Genomic DNA, 19090 nt, shown 5'->3' with positions numbered 1-19090 from the left:
GTTTCCAACTCCTTCGGGTTCTAGTTTCCCGCGTTGCTCTTCCGCCGGTTCGCGACGAGCTGTCCGGCGAGGACCACCGCCACGGCGATGACGAACATGGCCGTGCCGATGACGTTGATCTGCACGGGTGTGCCGCGCTGCGCCGATCCCCAGACGAACATGGGGAAGGTCACGGTCGAGCCCGCGTTGAAGTTGGTGATGATGAAGTCGTCGAAGGAGAGGGCGAAGGCGAGCAGCGCTCCCGCGGCGATCCCCGGGGCGGCGATGGGGAGGGTCACCCGGACGAAGGTCTGCACGGGTCCCGCGTACAGGTCGCGGGCGGCCTCCTCCAGCCTCGGGTCCATGGACATCACACGCGCCTTGACGGCCGTCACCACGAAGCTGAGACAGAACATGATGTGGGCGATGAGCACGGTCCAGAAGCCGAGCTCGGCGCCCATGTTGAGGAAGAGTGTGAGCAGCGAGGCGGCCATGACGACCTCGGGCATCGCCATCGGCAGGAAGATCAGTGAGTTGACCGCGCCGCGGGCCCGGAAGCGGTAGCGGACCAGCGCGAAGGCGATCATCGTGCCGAGTGCGGTCGCGCCGGCGGTCGCCCAGAAGGCGATGCGCAGGGAGAGCGAGAGGGAACCGCAGAGGTCGGCGACTCCGCAGGGGTCCTTCCAGGCGTCGAGGGAGAACTCCTGCCAGGCGTAGTTGAAGCGTCCTACGGGCCGGTTGAAGGAGAAGACCAGCACGACCACGTTGGGCAGGACCATGTACGCGAGGGTCAGCAGACCCGCGATCACGACCAGGTTCCGGCGAAGCAGGCGGAGTACGGGCATCAGACCAGGTCCTCCGTCCCGGAGCGGCGGATGTAGACGGTGACCACGAGCAGGACGACCGCCATGAGGATGAACGAGAGCGCGGCAGCCGTCGGGTAGTCCAGGACCCGCAGGAACTGGCTCTGGATGACGCTGCCGACCATCTTGGTGTCGGTGGAGCCGAGGAGTTCGGCGTTGACGTAGTCGCCGCTGGCCGGGATGAAGGTCAGCAGGGTGCCGGAGACGACTCCGGGCATGGACAGCGGCAGCGTCACCTTGCGGAAGGTGGTGGCGGGGGTGGCGTACAGATCGCCCGCGGCCTCGTGCAGCCGGCCGTCGATCCGTTCCAGCGAGGTGTAGAGCGGCAGGATCATGAACGGGAGGAAGTTGTAGGTCAGTCCGCAGACGACGGCCATGGGGGTGGCCAGCACCCGGTTGTTCTCGGTCCAGCCGAGCCAGGCGGTCACGTCGAGGACGTGCAGGGTGTCCAGCGCGTCGACGACCGCGCCGCCGTCCGCGAGGATCGTCTTCCAGGCCAGCGTCCGGATCAGGAAGCTGGTGAAGAAGGGGGCGACCACGAGGACGAGCACCAGATTGCGCCAGCGTCCGGCCTTGAAGGCGATCAGGTAGGCGAGCGGGTAGCCCAGCATCAGGCACAGCAGTGTGGCGGTGCCCGCGTACAGCAGGGACCGCACGAACTGCGGGTAGTAGTCGGCGAGGGCGTCCCAGTACGTCCGGAAGTGCCAGGTGACCTCGAAGCCCTTCTCCAGGGTGCCCGTCTGGACGGAGGTCGACGCCTGGTAGACCATCGGCAGCGCGAAGAACACGACCAGCCACAGGATGCCGGGGAGCAGCAGCCAGTAGGGGACGAGCCGCCTGCGGGTGGACGGCTTGCGGATCCCGGCCTCCGCGGGGGGCGCGGGTGGCGCCTTCGTGACGCTCACGCCGTCTCCTCCAGGCCTTCCGTGCCGGCGTCGATGGACTGGTCGGCGTCGAGCCCGAAGGTGTGCTCGGGGTTCCAGTGCAGGACGACCTCGGCACCGGGTACGAGCCGGCCGTCGCGCTCGATGTTCTGCTCGTAGACCTGGAGCGCCGTGCCGGCCGGGCTCTCGACGACGTACTGCGTGGAGACGCCGATGAAGCTGGAGTCGGTGATGCGGCCGGTGACCCGGTTGCGGCCGTCGGGTATCGCGTCCGCGTCGTCGGTGTGGGTGAGGGAGATCTTCTCGGGGCGTACGCCGACGAGCAGCTTCCCGCCCTTCCGCGCAGGGGACGAGCACCGCCCGCCGGGCAGTCCGAGCCTCCCTCCCCCGGCCGAGACGACGACGTCCGTGCCCGTGGCCACGATCTCGCTCTCGATGAGGTTGGAGGTGCCGAGGAAGTTCGCCACGAAGGTGGTCCGGGGGTTCTCGTACAGGTCGGCGGGGGCGCCGAGCTGTTCGACGCGGCCCTTGTTCATCACCGCGACCGTGTCGGCCATGGTCATGGCCTCCTCCTGGTCGTGCGTGACGTGGATGAACGTGATGCCGACCTCGGTCTGGATCCGCTTGAGTTCGAGCTGCATCTGGCGGCGCAGCTTGAGGTCGAGGGCGCCCAGGGGCTCGTCGAGGAGCAGCACCTGGGGGTGGTTGATGAGGGCGCGGGCCACGGCGACGCGCTGCTGCTGGCCGCCGGAGAGCCGGTGCGGCTTGCGCCGGGCGAAGTCGCCGAGCTGGACGAGGTCCAGCATCTCGCCGACCTGCTTCCTGACGGACTTGATGCCGCGGCGGCGCAGCCCGAAGGCTATGTTCTCGCTGACGTCGAGGTGCGGGAAGAGTGCGTAGCTCTGGAAGACGGTGTTGACCGGCCGCTTGTACGGGGGCAGGTCCGTGATGTCGCGGCCGCCGAGCGAGACCGTGCCGGTGGTGGCCTCCTCCAGGCCCGCGATCATCCGCAGGGTGGTGGTCTTGCCGCAGCCGGAGGCTCCCAGCAGCGCGAAGAAGGAGCCCTGCGGGACGGTGAGGTCGAGTGGGTGCACCGCGGTGAAGGTGCCGTAGGTCTTGCTGATCCCGGTGAGACGGACGTCGCCGCCCGTCGTCTGCTGCTGTGTCATGGGTCGCGGTCCCGGTGTGTCGGAGGAGAGCGGGAGATGGGCTGGCCGGTCAGGCACCGATGAGCGCGGCGAACTTCTCCTCGTACGCCGTCTCCTCCTCGGAGCTGAGGGAGCGGAAGGCCCGCGACTTCGCGGCCATCGCCTTGTCGGGGAGGATCAGCGTGTTGGAGGCCATCGCCTCGTCGATCTTCGCGAGTTCACCGGCGACACCGTCCACGGGGCAGACGTAGTTGATGTAGGCGGCGAGCTGCGCCGCTACCGGAAGCTCGTAGTAGTAGTCCATGAGCTTCTCGGCGTTGGTCTTGTGCCGCGCGTTCGCCGGTATCAGCATGTTGTCGCTCGACGTGATGTAGCCGGCGGACGGGATCGAGAACTTGATCGCCGGGTTGTCCGCCTGCAGCTGGATGATGTCGCCCGCCCACGCCACACAGGCCGCGATGTCGCCCTTGCTGAGGTCGGCGGTGTAGTCGTTGCCGGTGAAGCGGCGGATCTGCTTCGTGTCGACGCCCTTCTGCATCCGGCCGATGGCCGCGTCGAAGTCCGCGTCGGTGAACGATCCGGGGTCCTTGCCCATGTCGAGGAGCGTCATGCCCACCGAGTCGCGCATCTCGGAGAGGAAGGAGACCTTTCCCTTGAGCCGCGGGTCGTCGAGGAGCTGGGTGACGGAGTCGACCTTCCGGCCGCCGGTCGCCTTCTCGTTGTAGGCGATGACGGTGGGGATACCGGTCCAGGGGTAGGAGTAGGCGCGTCCGGGATCCCAGTCGGGCGTGCGGAACTGGGCGGACAGGTTCGCGAAGGCGTGCGGGAGGTTCGCGGGGTCGAGCTTCTGTGCCCAGCCGAGCCGGATGACGCGTGCGGCCAGCCAGTCCGTCACGATGATCAGGTCGCGGCCGGTGTCCTGTCCCGCCGCGAGCTGGGGCTTGATCTTGCCGAAGAACTCGACGTTGTCGTTGATGTCCTCGGTGTACCTGACCTCGATCCCGGTGCGCTTCGTGAACGCCTCCAGGGTCGGACGGCTCTTCTCGTCCTCACTGACGTCCATGTACTCGGTCCAGTTGGAGAAGTTGATCCTCTTCTCCGCGGCCGAGTGGTCGTCGGATGCCGTGGCGTCCCCTGCCCGCGCGGCAGGAGGGATGCCGCACGCGCTCAGTGCTCCCAGGCCTCCGAGCGCGAGGGCTGCCGTGCCCGACGCCCGGAGAAGGGAACGGCGGGTGAGGGCGCCCCTGCCGTCTCTGAGGCTGCGCCTCATGGCGGCCAGCTGTGGCGCGGAGAGGCGCTCGGGCTCGTACTGCTCCATACGCGTGTGCCCTTCCGGGTGGGTGGGGCCGCCGGGCGGCGGCCGCTGTTATCGGTCCCCGAAGACGGTGCGGTGCCAGCCCTTCGCGGCCACCGCGGTGTTGTCGAACATGACGTGCTTGACCTGCGTGTACTCCTCCATGGAGTACGACGACATGTCCTTGCCGAAGCCGCTGGCCCCGTATCCGCCGTGCGGCATCTCGCTGATGATCGGGATGTGGTCGTTGATCCACACGCAGCCCGCCCTGATCTCGCGGGTGGCGCGGTTGGCCCGCTGGAGACCGGTGCTCCAGGCGGAGGCGGCCAGTCCGTACGGGGTGTCGTTGGCGAGGCGCAGGCCCTCGTCGTCGGTGTCGAAGGGCAGCACGACCAGCACGGGGCCGAAGATCTCCGAGGTGACGATCTCGCTGTCCTGGGCCGCGTCCGTGATGAGGGTGGGCCGGTAGTAGGCACCGCCGGCGAGATCTCCTCCGGGAGCCTCGCCGCCCGTCACGACGGTGGCGTAGGCACGGGCGCGGTCGACGAATCCGGCGACCCGGTCGCGCTGCTGGAAGCTGATCAGCGGTCCCAGGTCGGTCGAGGGGTCGAAGGGGTCACCGAGCCGCACGCTCTCCATCAGTGCCGCGACCCCGCTCACGAAGGCGTCGTAGAGGGGGCGCTGGACGTAGGCCCGGGTCGCCGCCGTGCAGTCCTGACCGGTGTTGATGAGGGAGCCGGCGACCGCTCCGTGGACCGCCGCTTCGAGATCGGCGTCGTCGAACACCAGGAAGGGCGCCTTCCCGCCGAGTTCCAGGTGCAGGCGCTTGACGGTGGAGGTGGCGATCGCGGCGACCCGCTTGCCGACGGCGGTGGAACCGGTGAAGGAGGTCATGACGACGTCGGGGTGGCCGACGAGGTGCTCACCCGCGTCGTTCCCGGCGCCGGAGACGATGTTGATCACGCCGTCGGGGATGCCCGCCTCCGTAGCGGCCTGCGCGAACATCAGTGAGGTCAGCGGGGTGATCTCGGCGGGCTTCAGCACGATGGTGTTGCCCGCCGCGACAGCCGGGAGGATCTTCCAGGCGGCCATCTGGAGCGGGTAGTTCCAGGGTGCGACGGAGCCGATGACTCCGAGGGCCTCGCGGCGCACATAGGAGGTGTGGTCGCCGCTGTACTCCCCGGCCGACTTCCCCTCGAGGTGGCGGGCGGCCCCGGCGAAGAACGAGGCGTTGTCGACCGTGCCGGGGACGTCGAACCCGGCGGAGAGCTTGACCGGCTTTCCGCACTGCAGGGATTCGGCGTACGCCAGCTCGTCCGCCCGGCCGTCGAGTACGGCGGCGAACCGGTGCAGTGCCTCCGACCGCTCGCCCGGGGTCAGTCCGGACCAGCCGGGGAACGCCTCGCGGGCGGCTGCCACGGCGGCGTCGACGTCGTCGGTGCCCGCCAGTTCGTAGCGCAGGACCGTTCCGCCCGTGGCGGGGTCGACGACGTCCTGAAAGCGTCCCGACGTACCTGGACGCAGCCGTCCGCCGATGTACTGCGCACCCTCGGCGAAGCGGTCCCGCACCTGGAAAGCGTTGCCCATGACGTTCTCCTCCGCTGCCCCCGTGACCAGGGGCGGCGTAGCTTCTTGTCGAATTGAGTGCCGATCCTGACAGAGGGCACCTCTACCAACAAGTGATTCCGTTGTTTCCTTTTGGTTACGCGACGGAATCTGTCGACGATGTGTCTCGTGCGTACGGAAATCCCTGTACCGGGTGTCAGTGGCGGATGCCAGACTCGGCTGCCATGGGACAGGAACAGGTGGACGCCCTGCTGGCGCGCACGGCACGCGGGGAGAGCGTGAAGTACCTGCCCTTCTGGGGGCACCGGCCGCGCTCGGACGGCCGGCTCGGGGAGAGCTGTCTCAGTCAGTGGTGGCCGGCGCCGTTCACGGTCGACGCGGTGACCTACGCATCGGCCGAGCACTGGATGATGGCGGGCAAGGCCCGGCTCTTCGGGGACACCGGGGCGGAGGCCAGGGCCGTGGCGGCCGGCAGCCCCGCGGCGGCGAAGAAGGTGGGCCGGCTCGTCCAGGGGTTCGACGAGGCCGTGTGGGCCCGGGAGAGGTTCGCCCTGGTCGTCGCGGGCAGCGTCCACAAGTTCGGTCAGGACCCGGCGCTACGGGCGTACCTGCTGGGCACCGGTGACCGCGTGCTCGTCGAGGCCAGTCCTATGGACCGGATCTGGGGCATCGGGCTCACCAGGGACGACCCGCGCACCGCGGATCCCGCTTCCTGGCGTGGGCTGAATCTGCTGGGCTTCGCGCTCATGGAGGCGCGGGCCCGGCTGCGCGCGGGGTGAGACGGCGCGTGGCCGGGTCCGGGGCGCCTTCGCCCCGGACCCGGCCACGGGTGGCCGGTCGCCCTGGGTCAGCGGGAGGTGCCGACGACCAGTGACGTGGCGTACGGATCGTCGTAGTCGTAGTCACTGCCCGACTCGTCGTTGGCGACGGCCCAGATCAGGAACCCGAGGAAGATCGCGCTGATGACGATCGAGACCGATCCCAGGATGATCCCGGCGAGCGCCATGCCGCCGTTGGTCGCCTCACCCCGCTTGGCGCGGCCCCGGCCGATGATGCCGAAGATCAGGGCAAGGATGCCCAGGATGATGCCGAAGCCCCACATGCAGAAGCCGGCCACCGCGATGATGCCGAGGACCATCGCCGCGATACCCAGCCCGTTCGCGGGCGCCGGGCCCCAGGGCTGCTGACCGCCGTAACCGGGGTAGCCGGGGTAGCCGTACGAGGGCGTGGCGGGCGCGGCCGGGTAGCCGTACGACGCCGAGGGGCCGGCCGGCGCGGCCGGGTAACCGTACTGGTCGTGGTGTCCTGGCCCGTTCGGTCCGACCGGCGGCGCGGGGACGGAGGGCTGCTGCGGCCCGAACGACCCGGCGGGGCCGGGTATGGGCCCGGTGCCCGAGTCGGCACCCGGCATGGACGTGACCGTGGGCTGGTCGTGCACGGCGGGCGGGGCGGCGTCCGCGGGCTGCTTGCCCAGGTCGACCCTGTTGTCCGGCGGAGCCCACGGATCGCGCGGCGCGCCCTCGCCCCCGGGCTGCTGTGTGTTGTCTGACATGGGCCTCCCCCATCGTGGTCCCGCCATGCTACGGCCCGGCTTCCGGCCGCAGGGCCCCGCCTACGATGATCGGTGCAGCCGGTACGCCCGGCCGAGAGACGAAGACCCGGGAGTATCCGATGAACGATCTGCACCCCTTCATCGCGGGGCTGCCCAAGGCCGAGCTCCACGTCCACCACGTGGGATCGGCGTCGCCCCGCATCGTGGCCGAACTGGCCGCCCACCACCCCGATTCGAAGGTCCCCACCGACCCGGAGGCGGTTTCGGACTTCTTCACCTTCACCGACTTCGGGCACTTCATCGACGTCTACCTCTCGGTGGTGGACCTGATCCGCACCCCCGAGGACGTCCGGCTGCTGACCTTCGAGATCGCCCGGGACATGGCACGGCAGAACATCCGGTACGCCGAGCTGACGGTCACCCCGTTCAGCTCGACCCGCCGGGGGATCCCGGAGCAGGGCTTCATGGAGGCCATCGAGGACGCCCGCCGGGCCGCCGAGACCGAGCTCGGCGTCGTCCTGCGCTGGTGCTTCGACATCCCCGGCGAGGCCGGTCTCGAGGCCGCCGAGGAGACGACCCGGCTCGCCGTCGGCCTGCGGCCCGAGGGGCTGGTCTCCTTCGGCCTGGGCGGGCCCGAGGTCGGGGTGGACCGTCCGCAGTTCAAGCCCTACTTCGACCGTGCGATCGCCGAGGGCCTGCACTCGGTGCCGCACGCCGGGGAGACCACGGGTCCGCAGACCGTGTGGGACGCGCTCACCGCGCTGCGCGCCGAACGCATCGGACACGGCACCAGCAGCACGCGGGACCCGGAGCTGCTGGCCCATCTCGCCGAGCACCGGATCGCCCTGGAGGTCTGCCCGACGTCGAACATCGCCACCCGTGCGGTCGCGGACATCGAACGGCACCCGATCAGGGAGATGGTGGAGGCGGGCGTCCTCGTCACGGTCAACAGCGACGACCCTCCCATGTTCGGCACCGACCTCAACAACGAGTACGGGGTGGCGGCCCGGCTGCTCGGCCTGGACGAGCGCGGAGTGGCGGACCTCGCGAAGAACGCCGTGGAGGCCTCCTTCCTGGACGCCGCAGGCAAACGGAAGCTGGCTGCCGAGATCGACACGTACACGTCGAACTGGCCGGCGGCGCCGGGCCGGTGACCGAGCCGGTCAGAATGGCCGCATGACCACCACCGTCACCGCCGTGGCACACCGCGGCGACCCCTACCGTGCCCGCGAGAACACGCTCCCCTCGATCCGGTCAGCCGTGGCCCGGGGGGCGGACGCGGTCGAGATCGACGTCCGCGTCACGCGGGACGGGGTGCCCGTGCTGCTCCACGACTCCACGCTGGAACGCCTGTGGGGCCGCGAGATCCGCCTCGACCGGCTGGAACACGCGGAGGTGGTGGAGATGACCGGCGGCGGGGTGCCCACCCTGCGCGAGGCGCTGTCCGCCGCCGGTGACCGCCGGGTCATGGTCGACCTCCCCGGCGCGACCGACGCCTCGGTGCGCGAGATCGTCGGCCTGGTGCGGGAGTGCGGGGCGGCGGACCGGGTGTACTACTGCGCGGACACGCACGCCATGCTGCGGGTGCGCGCGGCCGACCCGTCCGCCGAGATCGCGCTGACCTGGACGACCCTCGCACCTCCGCGTCCCGTACTGCTCGACGCCGTGCGGCCGCGCTGGCTCAACTACCGTTTCGGCCTGCTGAGCCGCGAGCTGGCCGACCGGGTCCACTCCGACGGACTGCTGGTCTCGGCCTGGACGGTGGACACCCGGCGCACGATGCGCCGGATGCTCGCGTGCGGCGTCGACTCGATCACCACCAACCGGATCGACGCGCTACGGGACCAGCTGGGCAACTTCCCCTCCCGTGGAGCTTCTTGATCGGTCGGGCATCATGGACGGTCAGTGAAGTCCGTGATCCCAGGAGCAGACGTGACCGAGCCCGGCCGCCGAACCGCGCCCTCCCGTGTCCGTGCCGACATCGCCCACAACGCCCGGGTGTGGAACTACTGGCTGGGCGGCCGCGACAACTACTCCGTCGACCGCGTGGTGGGCGACCGGGTCACCGGCATGTATCCGAGCATCGGCGAGGTGGCCCGCGCCGACCGGGCGTTCCTCGGCCGGGTGGTGCGCCACCTGGCCGGTGACGTCGGGACCGGCCAGTTCCTGGACATAGGCACCGGGCTGCCGACCGCCGACAACACCCATGAGGTCGCCCAGCACACCGCGCCCGACGCACGTGTGGTCTACGTCGACAACGACCCGATCGTCCTGGCGCACGCGCGCTCACTGCTCACCAGCTCGCCCGAGGGTGCGACCGAGTACGTGGAGGCGGACGCCCGGGACCCGGAGCGGATCCTGCGCGCCGCCGGACGGACCCTGGATCTGCGGCGCCCGGTCGCCGTGATGATGCTGGGCATCCTCAACTTCGTCCTGGACACGGACGAGGCGCGGGACATCGTGGCGAAGCTGATGGACGCCCTGCCGTCCGGCAGCCACCTGGTACTCACCCATCCCACGCTGGAGCTGGGCGGTGAGGGCAACGAGGCCGCCATGCGCTTCTGGAACGAGAACGCCACCCCGCCGATCACCGCCCGCAGCCGTTCGGAGTTCGCCTCGTTCCTCGACGGCCTGGACATCCTGGAGCCGGGCATCGTGTCGTGCTCCCGGTGGCGGGCGGGTTCCGCCGGACGGATTCCCGAGGTCGCCCAGTTCGGCGCGGTGGGCCGCAAGCCCTGACGGGGACAGCGGAGAGTTGCGTCGCCGAGGCCCTTCGCGGGGAGTTCCCCGCACCGGCACGAAGGGCCAGGACACGACCCACGTCGCCGGGTCCGTGGTGGCGCCCTTCGGGGCCCCGCCCGGCCGGCTGGGCGTCACGCCGTCGCGGTCACCGCTTCCAGGCGTTTGATCATGCGGTGGACGACGAGCAGCGGGATGACCCCGAAGACACCGAAGGACATGTCGATGACGGTCCACCAGAAGGGGATGTCCCGGATCGGCCCGCAGATCAGGGCGAGCGGGATGATCCCGGCACAGGCGATCATCCCGAACTCGATCACCCAGATGTTGCGGACCGGGTCACGGTAGGGGCCGTAGAAGGCGACCGCGATGACGAGGTGGGCGAAGGCCAGCCAGTCGGTGCCGTACAGCACGAAGGGGTAGTTCGCGTCGGCCTCGTCGAGGCCGCTCCTGACCCGGGTGATCCATTCCGTCAGGGCCGGGAAGTGCTCGGGGAAGGGAGAGGCCGACGAGGTCAACAGGTCCTCGGCCAGGCGGAGTTCGGTGACCAGCGGGAAGGCGGTCAGCCCGCTGAGCACCAGACAGACGATGAAGACGACCAACCATACGCGTATGCGCCGCAAGAGGGCTCGCTCGCTCATGGCCGCAGCGTACGCCCATCATGAACACGTTCAAAAAGCGGGTCGGGTGCGCTCGGCACCCACCCGGAGGCCGACGACGGAGTTCCGCCTCCTCGCGTGCCCGGTCACCCCTCGGGGGTGATGTCGCGGGCGACGGACGGCCGTTCACACATGGCGCCGTCGGGAGGACCAGGGGGTCCTCGGCGAGCTCCGGAGCGGCCGACGCACGCGAACGGCCCCGGGCGTGGGCCCGGGGCCGTGGTCTCCGCTGGACGGGTCAGTCGTCGAGCGACGTCATGACGTGCTTGATGCGGGTGTAGTCCTCGAAGCCGTACGCGGAGAGGTCCTTGCCGTAGCCGGACTTCTTGAATCCGCCGTGCGGCATCTCGGCGACGAGGGGGATGTGGGTGTTGATCCACACGCAGCCGAAGTCGAGCTTCTTGGACATCCGCATCGCGCGGGAGTGGTCCTTGGTCCACACCGAGGAGGCCAGGGCGTACTCCACGCCGTTGGCGTACTCCACGGCCTGGGCCTCGTCCGTGAAGGACTGGACGGTGATGACGGGCCCGAAGACCTCGTGCTGGATGATCTCGTCGTCCTGCCGGAGCCCGGAGACGACGGTGGGGGCGTAGAAGTATCCCTTGTCGCCGACCCGGTGGCCGCCCGCCTCGACCTTCGCGTGCGCGGGGAGGCGCTCGATGAACCCACTGACCTGCGCGAGCTGGTTGGCGTTGTTCAGGGGGCCGTACAGCACGTCCTCGTCGTCCGGCAGCCCGGTCTTCGTGTCGGCCGCCGCCTTGGCGAGCGCGGTGACGAACTCGTCGTGGATGGACTCGTGGACCATGACACGGGTGGCGGCCGTACAGTCCTGGCCCGCGTTGAAGTAACCCGCGACGGAGATGCCCTCGACGGCCTTGGCGATGTCGGAGTCCTCGAACACGACGACGGGAGCCTTGCCGCCGAGCTCGAGGTGGACCCGCTTGACGTCCTTGGCGGCCGACTCGGCGACCTGCATGCCGGCCCGCACCGAGCCGGTGATGGAAGCCATCGCCGGGACCGGGTGCTCGACCATCGCGCGGCCGGTCTCGCGGTCGCCGCAGACGACGTTGAAGACGCCCTTGGGAAGGATCTGCCCGATGATCTCGGCGATCAGCACGGTCGACGCCGGCGTGGTGTCGGACGGCTTGATGACGACGGTGTTGCCCGCGGCGAGCGCCGGGGCGAACTTCCACACGGCCATCATCATCGGGTAGTTCCACGGCGCGACCTGGGCGCAGACACCGACCGGCTCACGGCGGACGATGGAGGTGAGGCCCTCCATGTACTCGCCGGCCGAGCGGCCTTCCAGCAGCCGGGCGGCACCCGCGAAGAACCGGATCTGGTCCACCATCGGCGGGATCTCTTCGGTACGGGTGAGCTCCAGCGGCTTGCCGGTGTTCTCCGACTCCGCCCTGATCAGGTCCTCGGCCCGCTCCTCGAAGGCGTCCGCGATCTTCAGCAGTGCCTTCTGGCGCTCGGCGGGCGTCACGTCACGCCAGGCGGGGAACGCGGCGGCCGCGGCGGACATGGCGGCATCGACGTCGGCCTGTCCGGAGAGCGGGGAGGTCGCGTAGACCTCTTCCGTCACCGGGTTGACCACGTCGATGGTCCGCCCGTCCGCGGCGTCCCGGAACTCTCCGTTGATGTAGTTGCGCAGACGGCGCACCTCGGTGGTCACAACCACCCCTCCTGTCGACTGTCCGATGGGTGAGACTTCCACCCTAAACCGTTGGGTGACGCTTTCGACATACCCAACCGCCGCGAACTTCGGATTCAGTCAGATCGGGACTCCCAGACAACGAATTTCATCGATTCGGGCTTGCCAGACAGACGAGGCGGGGTGCAGAGTGGGGGCGTGGCCAGTCGCAACGCAGACTCCAGGACCGGGAACGGGTCGTCCCCAGCGGTCGACGCCGTGTCCCTCGCAATCATCGAGCAGCTCCAGGAGGACGGGCGCCGGCCGTACGCCGCGATCGGCAAGGCCGTGGGCCTCTCCGAGGCTGCCGTACGCCAGCGCGTCCAGAAGCTGCTCGACCAGGGCGTGATGCAGATCGTCGCCGTCACGGACCCGCTCACCGTGGGGCTGCGGCGCCAGGCGATGGTCGGGATCAACGTCGAGGGCGACCTCGACCCCGTGGCCGAGGCCCTGTCGGCCATGGCCGAGTGCGAGTACGTGGTGATGACCGCGGGCTCCTTCGACCTCATGGTGGAGATCGTCTGCGAGGACGACGACCACCTGCTGGAGACGATCAACAAACGCATCCGGGCGATACCCGGAGTGCGCTCCACCGAGAGCTTCGTCTACCTCAAGCTCAAGAAGCAGACCTATATGTGGGGAACCCGATAGCCGTGAGCAAGGACCTCAGCCGAACCGCGTACGACCACCTGTGGATGCACTTCACCCGCATGTCGGACTACGAGAACGCGCCCGTTCCCACCATCGTGCGTGGCGAAGGCACCTACATCTACGACGACAAGGGCAAGCGCTACCTCGACGGCCTCTCCGGCCTCTTCGTGGTCAACGCCGGACACGGCCGCCACGAGCTCGCCGAGACCGCGTACAAGCAGGCGCAGGAGCTGGCCTTCTTCCCGGTGTGGTCCTACGCCCATCCGAAGGCCGTCGAGCTCGCCGAGCGTCTCGCCCACCACGCCCCGGGCGACCTCAACAAGGTCTTCTTCACCACCGGCGGCGGCGAGGCGGTGGAGACGGCCTGGAAGCTGGCCAAGCAGTACTTCAAGCTCAAGGGCAAGCCGACCAAGTACAAGGTGATCTCGCGCGCCGTGGCCTACCACGGCACCCCCCAGGGCGCCCTGTCGATCACCGGTCTGCCCGCTCTCAAGGCCCCGTTCGAGCCGCTGGTCCCCGGCGCGCACAAGGTGCCCAACACGAACATCTACCGCGCGCCGCTCTTCGGCGACGACCCGGAGGCCTTCGGCCGCTGGGCCGCGGACCAGATCGAGCAGCAGATCCTCTTCGAGGGCCCGGACACCGTCGCCGCGGTCTTCCTGGAGCCCGTGCAGAACGCCGGTGGCTGCTTCCCGCCGCCGCCCGGCTACTTCCAGCGGGTGCGGGAGATCTGCGACCGGTACGACGTGCTGCTCGTCTCGGACGAGGTCATCTGCGCCTTCGGCCGCCTCGGCACGATGTTCGCGTGCGACAAGTTCGGCTACGTGCCGGACATGATCACCTGCGCCAAGGGCATGACCTCGGGCTACTCCCCCATCGGCGCCTGCATCATCTCCGACCGCCTCGCCGAGCCGTTCTACGAGGGCGACAACACCTTCCTGCACGGCTACACCTTCGGCGGCCACCCGGTATCCGCCGCTGTCGGTCTCGCCAACCTCGACATCTTCGAGCGTGAAGGCCTCAACCAGCACGTCCTGGACAACGAGGGCGCGTTCCTGAAGACCCTGCAGAAGCTGCACGACCTGCCGATCGTCGGCGACGTGCGCGGCAACGGCTTCTTCTACGGCATCGAGCTGGTCAAGGACAAGGCGACCAAGGAGACGTTCACCGACGAGGAGACCGAGCGCGTCCTGTACGGCTTCCTCTCCAAGGCGCTGTACGAGAACGGCCTCTACTGCCGGGCCGACGACCGCGGCGACCCGGTCGTCCAGCTCGCGCCGCCGCTGATCTCCGACCAGTCGACCTTCGACGAGATCGAGGGCATCCTGCGCACCGTGCTGACGGAGGCCTGGACGAAGCTCTGACCGACGCCACCGGCTGCCGCCGACACGGCTTCCGGCAGTCACCCCCTGCGGACCACACGGCCCGGATGCACCCGTTCGAGTGAGAAGGGGGGCATCCGGGCCGCGTACTGTCCCGACACCCCGCTCCGGCTGCCTAGCGTGCCGAGTGACCGATCGGCATTGACTTCGTTCCCCCGTACGGGGGACGGGAAAACTGATCCGAACCGAGGTGTACGCCATGGTGGCCCCGCCCGACAACGACGTGATCTGGGCACGTTCCCTGCACCACTCCCACAACGGCTCGCCGGGGCTCGACGGTGTCTCGCTCGGTGTCCGCGACGGCGAGGTCCTCGCCGTGACCGGGCCCCGCGGGTCCGGCAAGACGACTCTGCTGCACTGCCTCTCCGGCCAGCTGGTCCCCCAGCAGGGCGAGGTCTGGTTCAACAGCGTGCCCGTGCACACCATGGGCCCCCGGCTGCGCGAACAGCTCCGCCGCGACAGGTTCGGCTGGATCGCGGCCGAGCCGCAGCTCGTGCCCGAGCTCAGCGCCTGGGAGAACGCCGCCCTCCCGCTGCTGCTGCGGGGGGTCTCGCACCGGACGGCGAAGAAGGCCGCCACCGAGTGGCTGGAGCGCCTGGACATCGGCCCGCTCGCCAGGAAGCGTCCCCACTCCCTGCTCCAGTCGCAGCGCCAGCGGATCTCCGTGGCCCGCGCGCTCGCCGCGTCGCCTGCCGTGATCTTCGCGGACGAGCCGACCGCGACACTGCACCACGCCGAACGCGCCCAGCTCCTGCGCACGCTCACCACGGCGGCGCGCTCCCACGAGATCACCGTCGTGCTCGCCACCCACGACGCGGAGGTCGCCGCGCTCGCCGACCGGGTGGTCGGCATGCTGGACGGCCGCCGCGTCACCAGCGTCCCCCTGCCCGCCGCGACCGATACGGAAGGCCGCTCGGCGTGCTCGCTCTCCGTCTGACCCGCGGCTCGCACCCCCTGGTCCTGATGCGGCGTCTGCTCCTCGCCGCCGCGTCGGCCGGCGTGGGCTTCCTGCTCCTGTGCACCCTGGGGTACGCCTCCGGGCACCCGGCGAACGCGTCGAGTTCGGTACTGCGGCTGCTGTGGTGCGCCGTCCCGCTCGCCGCGACCGTCCAGTTCGCGGTGGCGGTCGCGCGCACGGATCCGAGCACCCGGCCCCGGCCCGGGCTCTTCGCCGCGGGTCTCGGGCCGGCCCGGCTCGCCGTTCTCGCGACCATCTCGACGGCCGTCTCCACCACGCTGGGATCGGTGGTCGCGCTGCTCTTCTTCCTCCACCTCCGCGGTGACCTGACGGGGCTGCCGTTCGACGGCGGAGCGGCCGAGTTCCTCGGCGCGGGCAGCCCGCTCCCCCTGGGCGCGGCGCTGACGCTGCTGGCGCTGGTTCCGCTGGCCTCCTCCGTGGCCGGCGGACTGGCGCTGCGCTCCAGGCCGGTCGCACCGTCCGAGGCGCAGGAGGCCGAGGACGACCTCGTGCCCGCCCCGACGCCGACGGGGCTGCCCTGGGGAGTCGCACTCGCCGCGGCCGGGCTCGCCGTCGAGGCGTACACGAGCCGCGGCTCGGCGGGCAGTCCCTTCCCGCTGCCGGGGCGCCTGGACTCGACTCCCGCCGCCGTGCTCGCGGGCTGGATCCTCACCGCGATCGGCCTGGCCATGGCGGGGCCCGGCCTCACCCATCTGTGCGGCCGGCTCCTGCAGGCCGCGCGCCCGGGAGCCGTACGGCTGCTGGCGGGCCGGGTGCTGATGGACGAGGCGACCCGGATCGGCCGCCCCCTGGGCATCGTCTGCGCGGTGGTGTCCGGGGCGATCGCCGCCTCCGTGCTCTACACCGGCGGGCCCCGCCCCTTCGGCCCGCTCACCGCGCTGGGTGCCGTGCTCGTCGTCGGCTGCACCACCGCGACCCTGCTGACCACGGCGCTGGAGGCCAGGCAGGCACGGGCCCGTACGGCCAGGACCCTGCTGCGGCTCGGCGCCCCCGCCTCCGCGCTCCGCGCCGCCGCGGCCCTGCGTGCCCTGGTGCTGCTGGCCGTGTTCGCTCCGCTGACCTGGGCGATCGCGGAGCTGGCGGCTCTGCCGCTGACGGGGTGACACCCGGTGGCGGACCGGTCCGTAGCATGGCGGCGTGGAGAACACGGACGAGTACACCTACGCGCCGGGCACCGAGATCGAGACGCTCACCGCGTTCGACCAGGCGGTGTCGGCCGGATCGCTGGCCGGCCACCGCGTCCAGGCGGTCGACCTGACGGACCGGGGTGACGCGCTGCTCACGACCGGCACCCGGGGCGCCGTCTTCCTCGGCTGCCGGATGGAGCCCCGCGCGGAGGCGAAGATACGCGCGGACGGGGCCTTCGTCTTCCCGCCGGTGCCCGGTCTCCCCTTCGACCCGTACCGCGGGCTGCTCTACACCCCCGACGGTTTGTACGAGGGCCTGGCGGAGGGCGGTTACGGGGCGACACCGGACGCGCGGGCGTACGGCTGGTTCCAGCTGACCAAGGCGAACGGTGACGTCTTCGCCTCGATGCTCCGGGCACTCCACGACGACGCGGTGTCCGACGCCCTGGACGAGCACCTCGTCGGGGCGCGCGTGGTGGGTGTGATGGGCGGCCACGCGATGACCCGCGGGTCCGAGGCCTACCGCGGCGCGGCCGTGCTCGGCCGGGAGCTGGCCCGCAGCGGTCTGACCGTGGCGACGGGCGGCGGCCCCGGGGCCATGGAGGCGGCCAACCTCGGCGCGTACGCGGCTCCGCACTCCGACGCGATGCTGGTCAAGGCCTGCGAGATGCTCGCGTCGACGCCGTCGTTCGACCCGTCGGTCACCGACTGGGCGTCGGCCGCCTTCGCCGTACGGGAACGGTGGCCGGACGGGGGCTCGTCGGTCGCCATCCCCACGTGGTTCTACGGCCATGAGCCGCCGAACGCCTTCGCGGACCACATCGCCAAGTACTTCGCGAACGCCCTGCGCGAGGACGGGCTGCTGGCCCGCTCGACCGCCGGTGTGATCTTCCTGCCGGGTGCCGCCGGGACCGTGCAGGAGATCTTCGACAACGCGACGCCGAACTACTACGAGTCGCGTTCCGCGCCCACGCCCATGGTGCTGGTGAACCGCGCGCACTGGACGGAGAAGCTGCCCGCCTGGCCACTGCTGAGCGCGCTCGCCGCGGACCGGGCGATGGAGTCCCGGATCGCGCTCGTCGACACGGTGGAGGAGGCGGCCGGGGCGCTGGCCCGCCTGACGGACTGAGCCCTCGGCCGGTTCGGCGGGCGGTCGGGCCCCGGGGGCGCCGGCGAAGGCGTCGGGGCGGCCGGCGGGCCGTGCCCACGCGGCTCCGGGGCTCGGCGTCAGCCCGCCGGGGGAAGGACCACCGTCTCCTGCGGATCGAACGTCACACCGACCACCGCTCCCTCGTCGGGGGTGTCCCTCAGACCGCACTCCGCCGCCAGCGCCGGTCCGTCGTCGGGGTGCAGGAGGACGGTGACGTGGTGGCCGCGGAAGGTGCGCGCGCCCACCGTGCACCGCAAGCCGTCCCTCGCGGCGCCTGTCCGGACGCCGCCCGGCCGCACCAGGAGCTCGCACTCGCCCTGCGGCGAGCCCTCCGGCACCGGCACCTTGCCCCAGACCGTGTCGGCGGCCGTACCCGTGACCGTGGCGGCCACCACGTTGTCGAAGCCGAGGAAACGGGCGACGAAGGCCGAAGCGGGGCTTCTCCACACCTCCAGCGGTGTGCCCTCCTGGGCGATCCGGCCGTCCCGCATGACCACGACGCGGTCGGCGAGCGCGAAGGCCTCGCCCTGGTCGTGGGTGACGGCGAGGACGGTGGTGCCGAGCCGGCCGAAGAGCGCGCGCAGTTCGACGACGAGCCGTTCGCGCAGACTCCGGTCCAGCTGACCCAGGGGTTCGTCCAGCATCAGCAGTTTCGGACGGGGCGCCAGGGCCCGGGCGAGTGCCACCCGCTGCTGTTCGCCACCGGACAGCGCGGCGACGGCCCGCCGGCCGGCGCCCGGCAGGCCGACCAGGTCGAGGAGTTCAGCGGCTCTCCGGTCGCGTTCGTGCCGTGGGACGCCGTGCATCCTCAGCCCGAAGGCCACGTTGGCGCCGACGTCGCGGTGCGGGAAGAGCTGGTGGTCCTGGAACATCAGGCCCACCCCACGCCGGTGCACGGGCAGGGGCGCCTGGTCGGCGCCGTCGAGGAGCACCCGGCCTCCGTCCAGGGGCTGCAGGCCGGCCACCGCCCGCAGCAGAGTCGACTTCCCGCTGCCGCTCGGCCCCAGCACACAGACGATCTCGTGGTCCGCCACTTCCAGGTCCACGGCGTCGAGCGCCGTGCGCTTCCCGAACCGGACCGTGGCCGACTCCACCGCCAGCATCTTCAGAACTCCCCGGATCGGTCGGTACGGATACGTTCGAGCAGGAGCAGCGACACCGCGCAGACGAGCATCAGGATCGTGCTGAGGGCCATGGCCTGGCCGTAGTTGAGCTCCCCGGAGCGTCCCAGGAGCCTGGCGACGGCGACCGGAAGGGTGGGGTTGTCGGGACGTGCGATGAACACGGTCGCGCCGAACTCGCCGAGCGACACGGCGAAGGCGAAGCCCGCCGCCACCAGCACCGCCCGCCGCACCAGCGGGAGGTCCACCTCGCGCCAGGCCCGCAGCGGCGAGGCGCCGAGCACCGCGGCGGCCTCGCGC

At 70.6% G+C, this 19090-nt stretch carries 18 protein-coding genes and 1 pseudogene; 9 read left to right on the top strand and 10 right to left on the bottom strand.

What is annotated here, in order from left to right:
• Positions 1-20 precede the first annotated feature (20 nt).
• From ACHFIV_RS06645 to ACHFIV_RS06625, 5 genes are read right to left on the bottom strand one after another with little or no spacing between them, the layout of a single operon-like run.
• The gene (locus ACHFIV_RS06645; protein WP_398964620.1) at positions 21-824 is read right to left on the bottom strand and encodes an ABC transporter permease; all 804 of its coding nucleotides are present in this window, start codon (positions 822-824) and stop codon (positions 21-23) included.
• Positions 824-1747 (bottom strand): ABC transporter permease, encoded by a 924-nt coding sequence (locus ACHFIV_RS06640; protein ID WP_398964618.1) that lies wholly within the window; start codon positions 1745-1747, stop codon positions 824-826. The genes ACHFIV_RS06645 and ACHFIV_RS06640 overlap by 1 nt, the downstream gene beginning before the upstream one ends.
• On the bottom strand, positions 1744-2895 hold the full coding sequence (locus ACHFIV_RS06635; RefSeq protein ID WP_398964616.1) for an ABC transporter ATP-binding protein: 1152 nt from the start codon (positions 2893-2895) through the stop codon (positions 1744-1746). The genes ACHFIV_RS06640 and ACHFIV_RS06635 overlap by 4 nt, the downstream gene beginning before the upstream one ends.
• A 49-nt stretch (positions 2896-2944) precedes the next feature.
• A complete protein-coding gene (locus ACHFIV_RS06630; protein WP_398964614.1) occupies positions 2945-4192 on the bottom strand; it encodes a spermidine/putrescine ABC transporter substrate-binding protein in 1248 nt (415 codons plus the stop codon).
• A gap of 48 nt (positions 4193-4240) precedes the next feature.
• Positions 4241-5755 (bottom strand): gamma-aminobutyraldehyde dehydrogenase, encoded by a 1515-nt coding sequence (locus tag ACHFIV_RS06625; RefSeq protein WP_398964612.1) that lies wholly within the window; start codon positions 5753-5755, stop codon positions 4241-4243.
• Between the two features lie 203 nt (positions 5756-5958).
• Between ACHFIV_RS06625 and ACHFIV_RS06620 the strand changes: the two genes are divergently transcribed.
• A complete protein-coding gene (locus tag ACHFIV_RS06620; protein ID WP_398964610.1) occupies positions 5959-6513 on the top strand; it encodes an NADAR family protein in 555 nt (184 codons plus the stop codon).
• A gap of 68 nt (positions 6514-6581) precedes the next feature.
• Here ACHFIV_RS06620 and ACHFIV_RS06615 read toward each other — a convergent pair whose 3' ends face one another.
• Complete coding sequence (locus tag ACHFIV_RS06615; protein ID WP_398964608.1) at positions 6582-7286, bottom strand: DUF4190 domain-containing protein; 705 nt, start codon at positions 7284-7286, stop codon at positions 6582-6584.
• Positions 7287-7405: 119 nt separating this feature from the next.
• Between ACHFIV_RS06615 and ACHFIV_RS06610 the strand changes: the two genes are divergently transcribed.
• Genes ACHFIV_RS06610 through ACHFIV_RS06600 form a run of 3 tightly spaced genes read left to right on the top strand, consistent with a single transcriptional unit; the run spans position 7406 to position 10025 of the window.
• On the top strand, positions 7406-8440 hold the full coding sequence (locus ACHFIV_RS06610) for an adenosine deaminase (RefSeq protein WP_398964606.1): 1035 nt from the start codon (positions 7406-7408) through the stop codon (positions 8438-8440).
• Between the two features lie 22 nt (positions 8441-8462).
• On the top strand, positions 8463-9167 hold the full coding sequence (locus tag ACHFIV_RS06605) for a glycerophosphodiester phosphodiesterase (protein ID WP_398964605.1): 705 nt from the start codon (positions 8463-8465) through the stop codon (positions 9165-9167).
• 51 nt (positions 9168-9218) lie between these two features.
• Complete coding sequence (locus tag ACHFIV_RS06600) at positions 9219-10025, top strand: SAM-dependent methyltransferase (RefSeq protein ID WP_398964603.1); 807 nt, start codon at positions 9219-9221, stop codon at positions 10023-10025.
• A gap of 134 nt (positions 10026-10159) precedes the next feature.
• Here the strand turns inward: ACHFIV_RS06600 and ACHFIV_RS06595 are convergent, their stop codons facing one another.
• Entirely contained in the window at positions 10160-10666 is a 507-nt protein-coding gene (locus ACHFIV_RS06595; RefSeq protein WP_398964601.1) for a hypothetical protein, read from the bottom strand.
• A gap of 256 nt (positions 10667-10922) precedes the next feature.
• Positions 10923-12362 carry a gamma-aminobutyraldehyde dehydrogenase gene (locus ACHFIV_RS06590; protein ID WP_398964599.1) on the bottom strand — a complete coding sequence of 480 codons (1440 nt, stop codon included), beginning with the start codon at positions 12360-12362 and terminating at the stop codon, positions 10923-10925.
• 177 nt (positions 12363-12539) lie between these two features.
• Between ACHFIV_RS06590 and ACHFIV_RS06585 the strand changes: the two genes are divergently transcribed.
• The 5 genes from ACHFIV_RS06585 (at position 12540) to ACHFIV_RS06565 (ending at position 17648) form a co-directional block, all read left to right on the top strand.
• Positions 12540-13031 (top strand): Lrp/AsnC family transcriptional regulator, encoded by a 492-nt coding sequence (locus tag ACHFIV_RS06585; protein WP_398964597.1) that lies wholly within the window; start codon positions 12540-12542, stop codon positions 13029-13031.
• Positions 13016-14395 (top strand): aspartate aminotransferase family protein, encoded by a 1380-nt coding sequence (locus tag ACHFIV_RS06580; protein ID WP_398964596.1) that lies wholly within the window; start codon positions 13016-13018, stop codon positions 14393-14395. The genes ACHFIV_RS06585 and ACHFIV_RS06580 overlap by 16 nt, the downstream gene beginning before the upstream one ends.
• A gap of 217 nt (positions 14396-14612) precedes the next feature.
• Complete coding sequence (locus ACHFIV_RS06575) at positions 14613-15350, top strand: ABC transporter ATP-binding protein (RefSeq protein WP_398964594.1); 738 nt, start codon at positions 14613-14615, stop codon at positions 15348-15350.
• Complete coding sequence (locus ACHFIV_RS06570; protein ID WP_398964592.1) at positions 15332-16495, top strand: hypothetical protein; 1164 nt, start codon at positions 15332-15334, stop codon at positions 16493-16495. Before ACHFIV_RS06575 ends, ACHFIV_RS06570 begins: the two co-directional genes overlap by 19 nt.
• 34 nt (positions 16496-16529) lie before the next feature.
• Entirely contained in the window at positions 16530-17648 is a 1119-nt protein-coding gene (locus tag ACHFIV_RS06565; protein WP_398964590.1) for an LOG family protein, read from the top strand.
• 98 nt (positions 17649-17746) lie between these two features.
• Here the strand turns inward: ACHFIV_RS06565 and ACHFIV_RS06560 are convergent, their stop codons facing one another.
• Complete coding sequence (locus ACHFIV_RS06560; protein WP_398964588.1) at positions 17747-18772, bottom strand: ABC transporter ATP-binding protein; 1026 nt, start codon at positions 18770-18772, stop codon at positions 17747-17749.
• 2 nt (positions 18773-18774) lie between these two features.
• Positions 18775-19090, bottom strand: a pseudogene (locus ACHFIV_RS06555) (iron ABC transporter permease); the annotation flags it as partial.

Source organism: Streptomyces sp. ALB3, from assembly GCF_044385685.1.
Lineage (GTDB): Bacteria > Actinomycetota > Actinomycetes > Streptomycetales > Streptomycetaceae > Streptomyces.
The sequence above is the reverse complement of the archived record's forward strand: the minus strand, read 5'-3'. Positions and strand labels throughout refer to the sequence as shown.

Bases quoted from the DNA above. Each gene is read 5' to 3' on its own strand.
- ACHFIV_RS06635 (WP_398964616.1), bottom strand. From the start codon at position 2,895: ATGACACAGCAGCAGACGACGGGCGGCGACGTCCGTCTCACCGGGATC.
- ACHFIV_RS06630 (WP_398964614.1), bottom strand. From the start codon at position 4,192: ATGGAGCAGTACGAGCCCGAGCGCCTCTCCGCGCCACAGCTGGCCGCC.
- ACHFIV_RS06625 (WP_398964612.1), bottom strand. From the start codon at position 5,755: ATGGGCAACGCTTTCCAGGTGCGGGACCGCTTCGCCGAGGGTGCGCAG.
- ACHFIV_RS06620 (WP_398964610.1), top strand. From the start codon at position 5,959: ATGGGACAGGAACAGGTGGACGCCCTGCTGGCGCGCACGGCACGCGGG.
- ACHFIV_RS06615 (WP_398964608.1), bottom strand. From the start codon at position 7,286: ATGTCAGACAACACACAGCAGCCCGGGGGCGAGGGCGCGCCGCGCGAT.
- ACHFIV_RS06605 (WP_398964605.1), top strand. From the start codon at position 8,463: ATGACCACCACCGTCACCGCCGTGGCACACCGCGGCGACCCCTACCGT.
- ACHFIV_RS06610 (WP_398964606.1), top strand. From the start codon at position 7,406: ATGAACGATCTGCACCCCTTCATCGCGGGGCTGCCCAAGGCCGAGCTC.
- ACHFIV_RS06575 (WP_398964594.1), top strand. From the start codon at position 14,613: ATGGTGGCCCCGCCCGACAACGACGTGATCTGGGCACGTTCCCTGCAC.
- ACHFIV_RS06560 (WP_398964588.1), bottom strand. From the start codon at position 18,772: ATGCTGGCGGTGGAGTCGGCCACGGTCCGGTTCGGGAAGCGCACGGCG.
- ACHFIV_RS06645 (WP_398964620.1), bottom strand. From the start codon at position 824: ATGCCCGTACTCCGCCTGCTTCGCCGGAACCTGGTCGTGATCGCGGGT.
- ACHFIV_RS06595 (WP_398964601.1), bottom strand. From the start codon at position 10,666: ATGAGCGAGCGAGCCCTCTTGCGGCGCATACGCGTATGGTTGGTCGTC.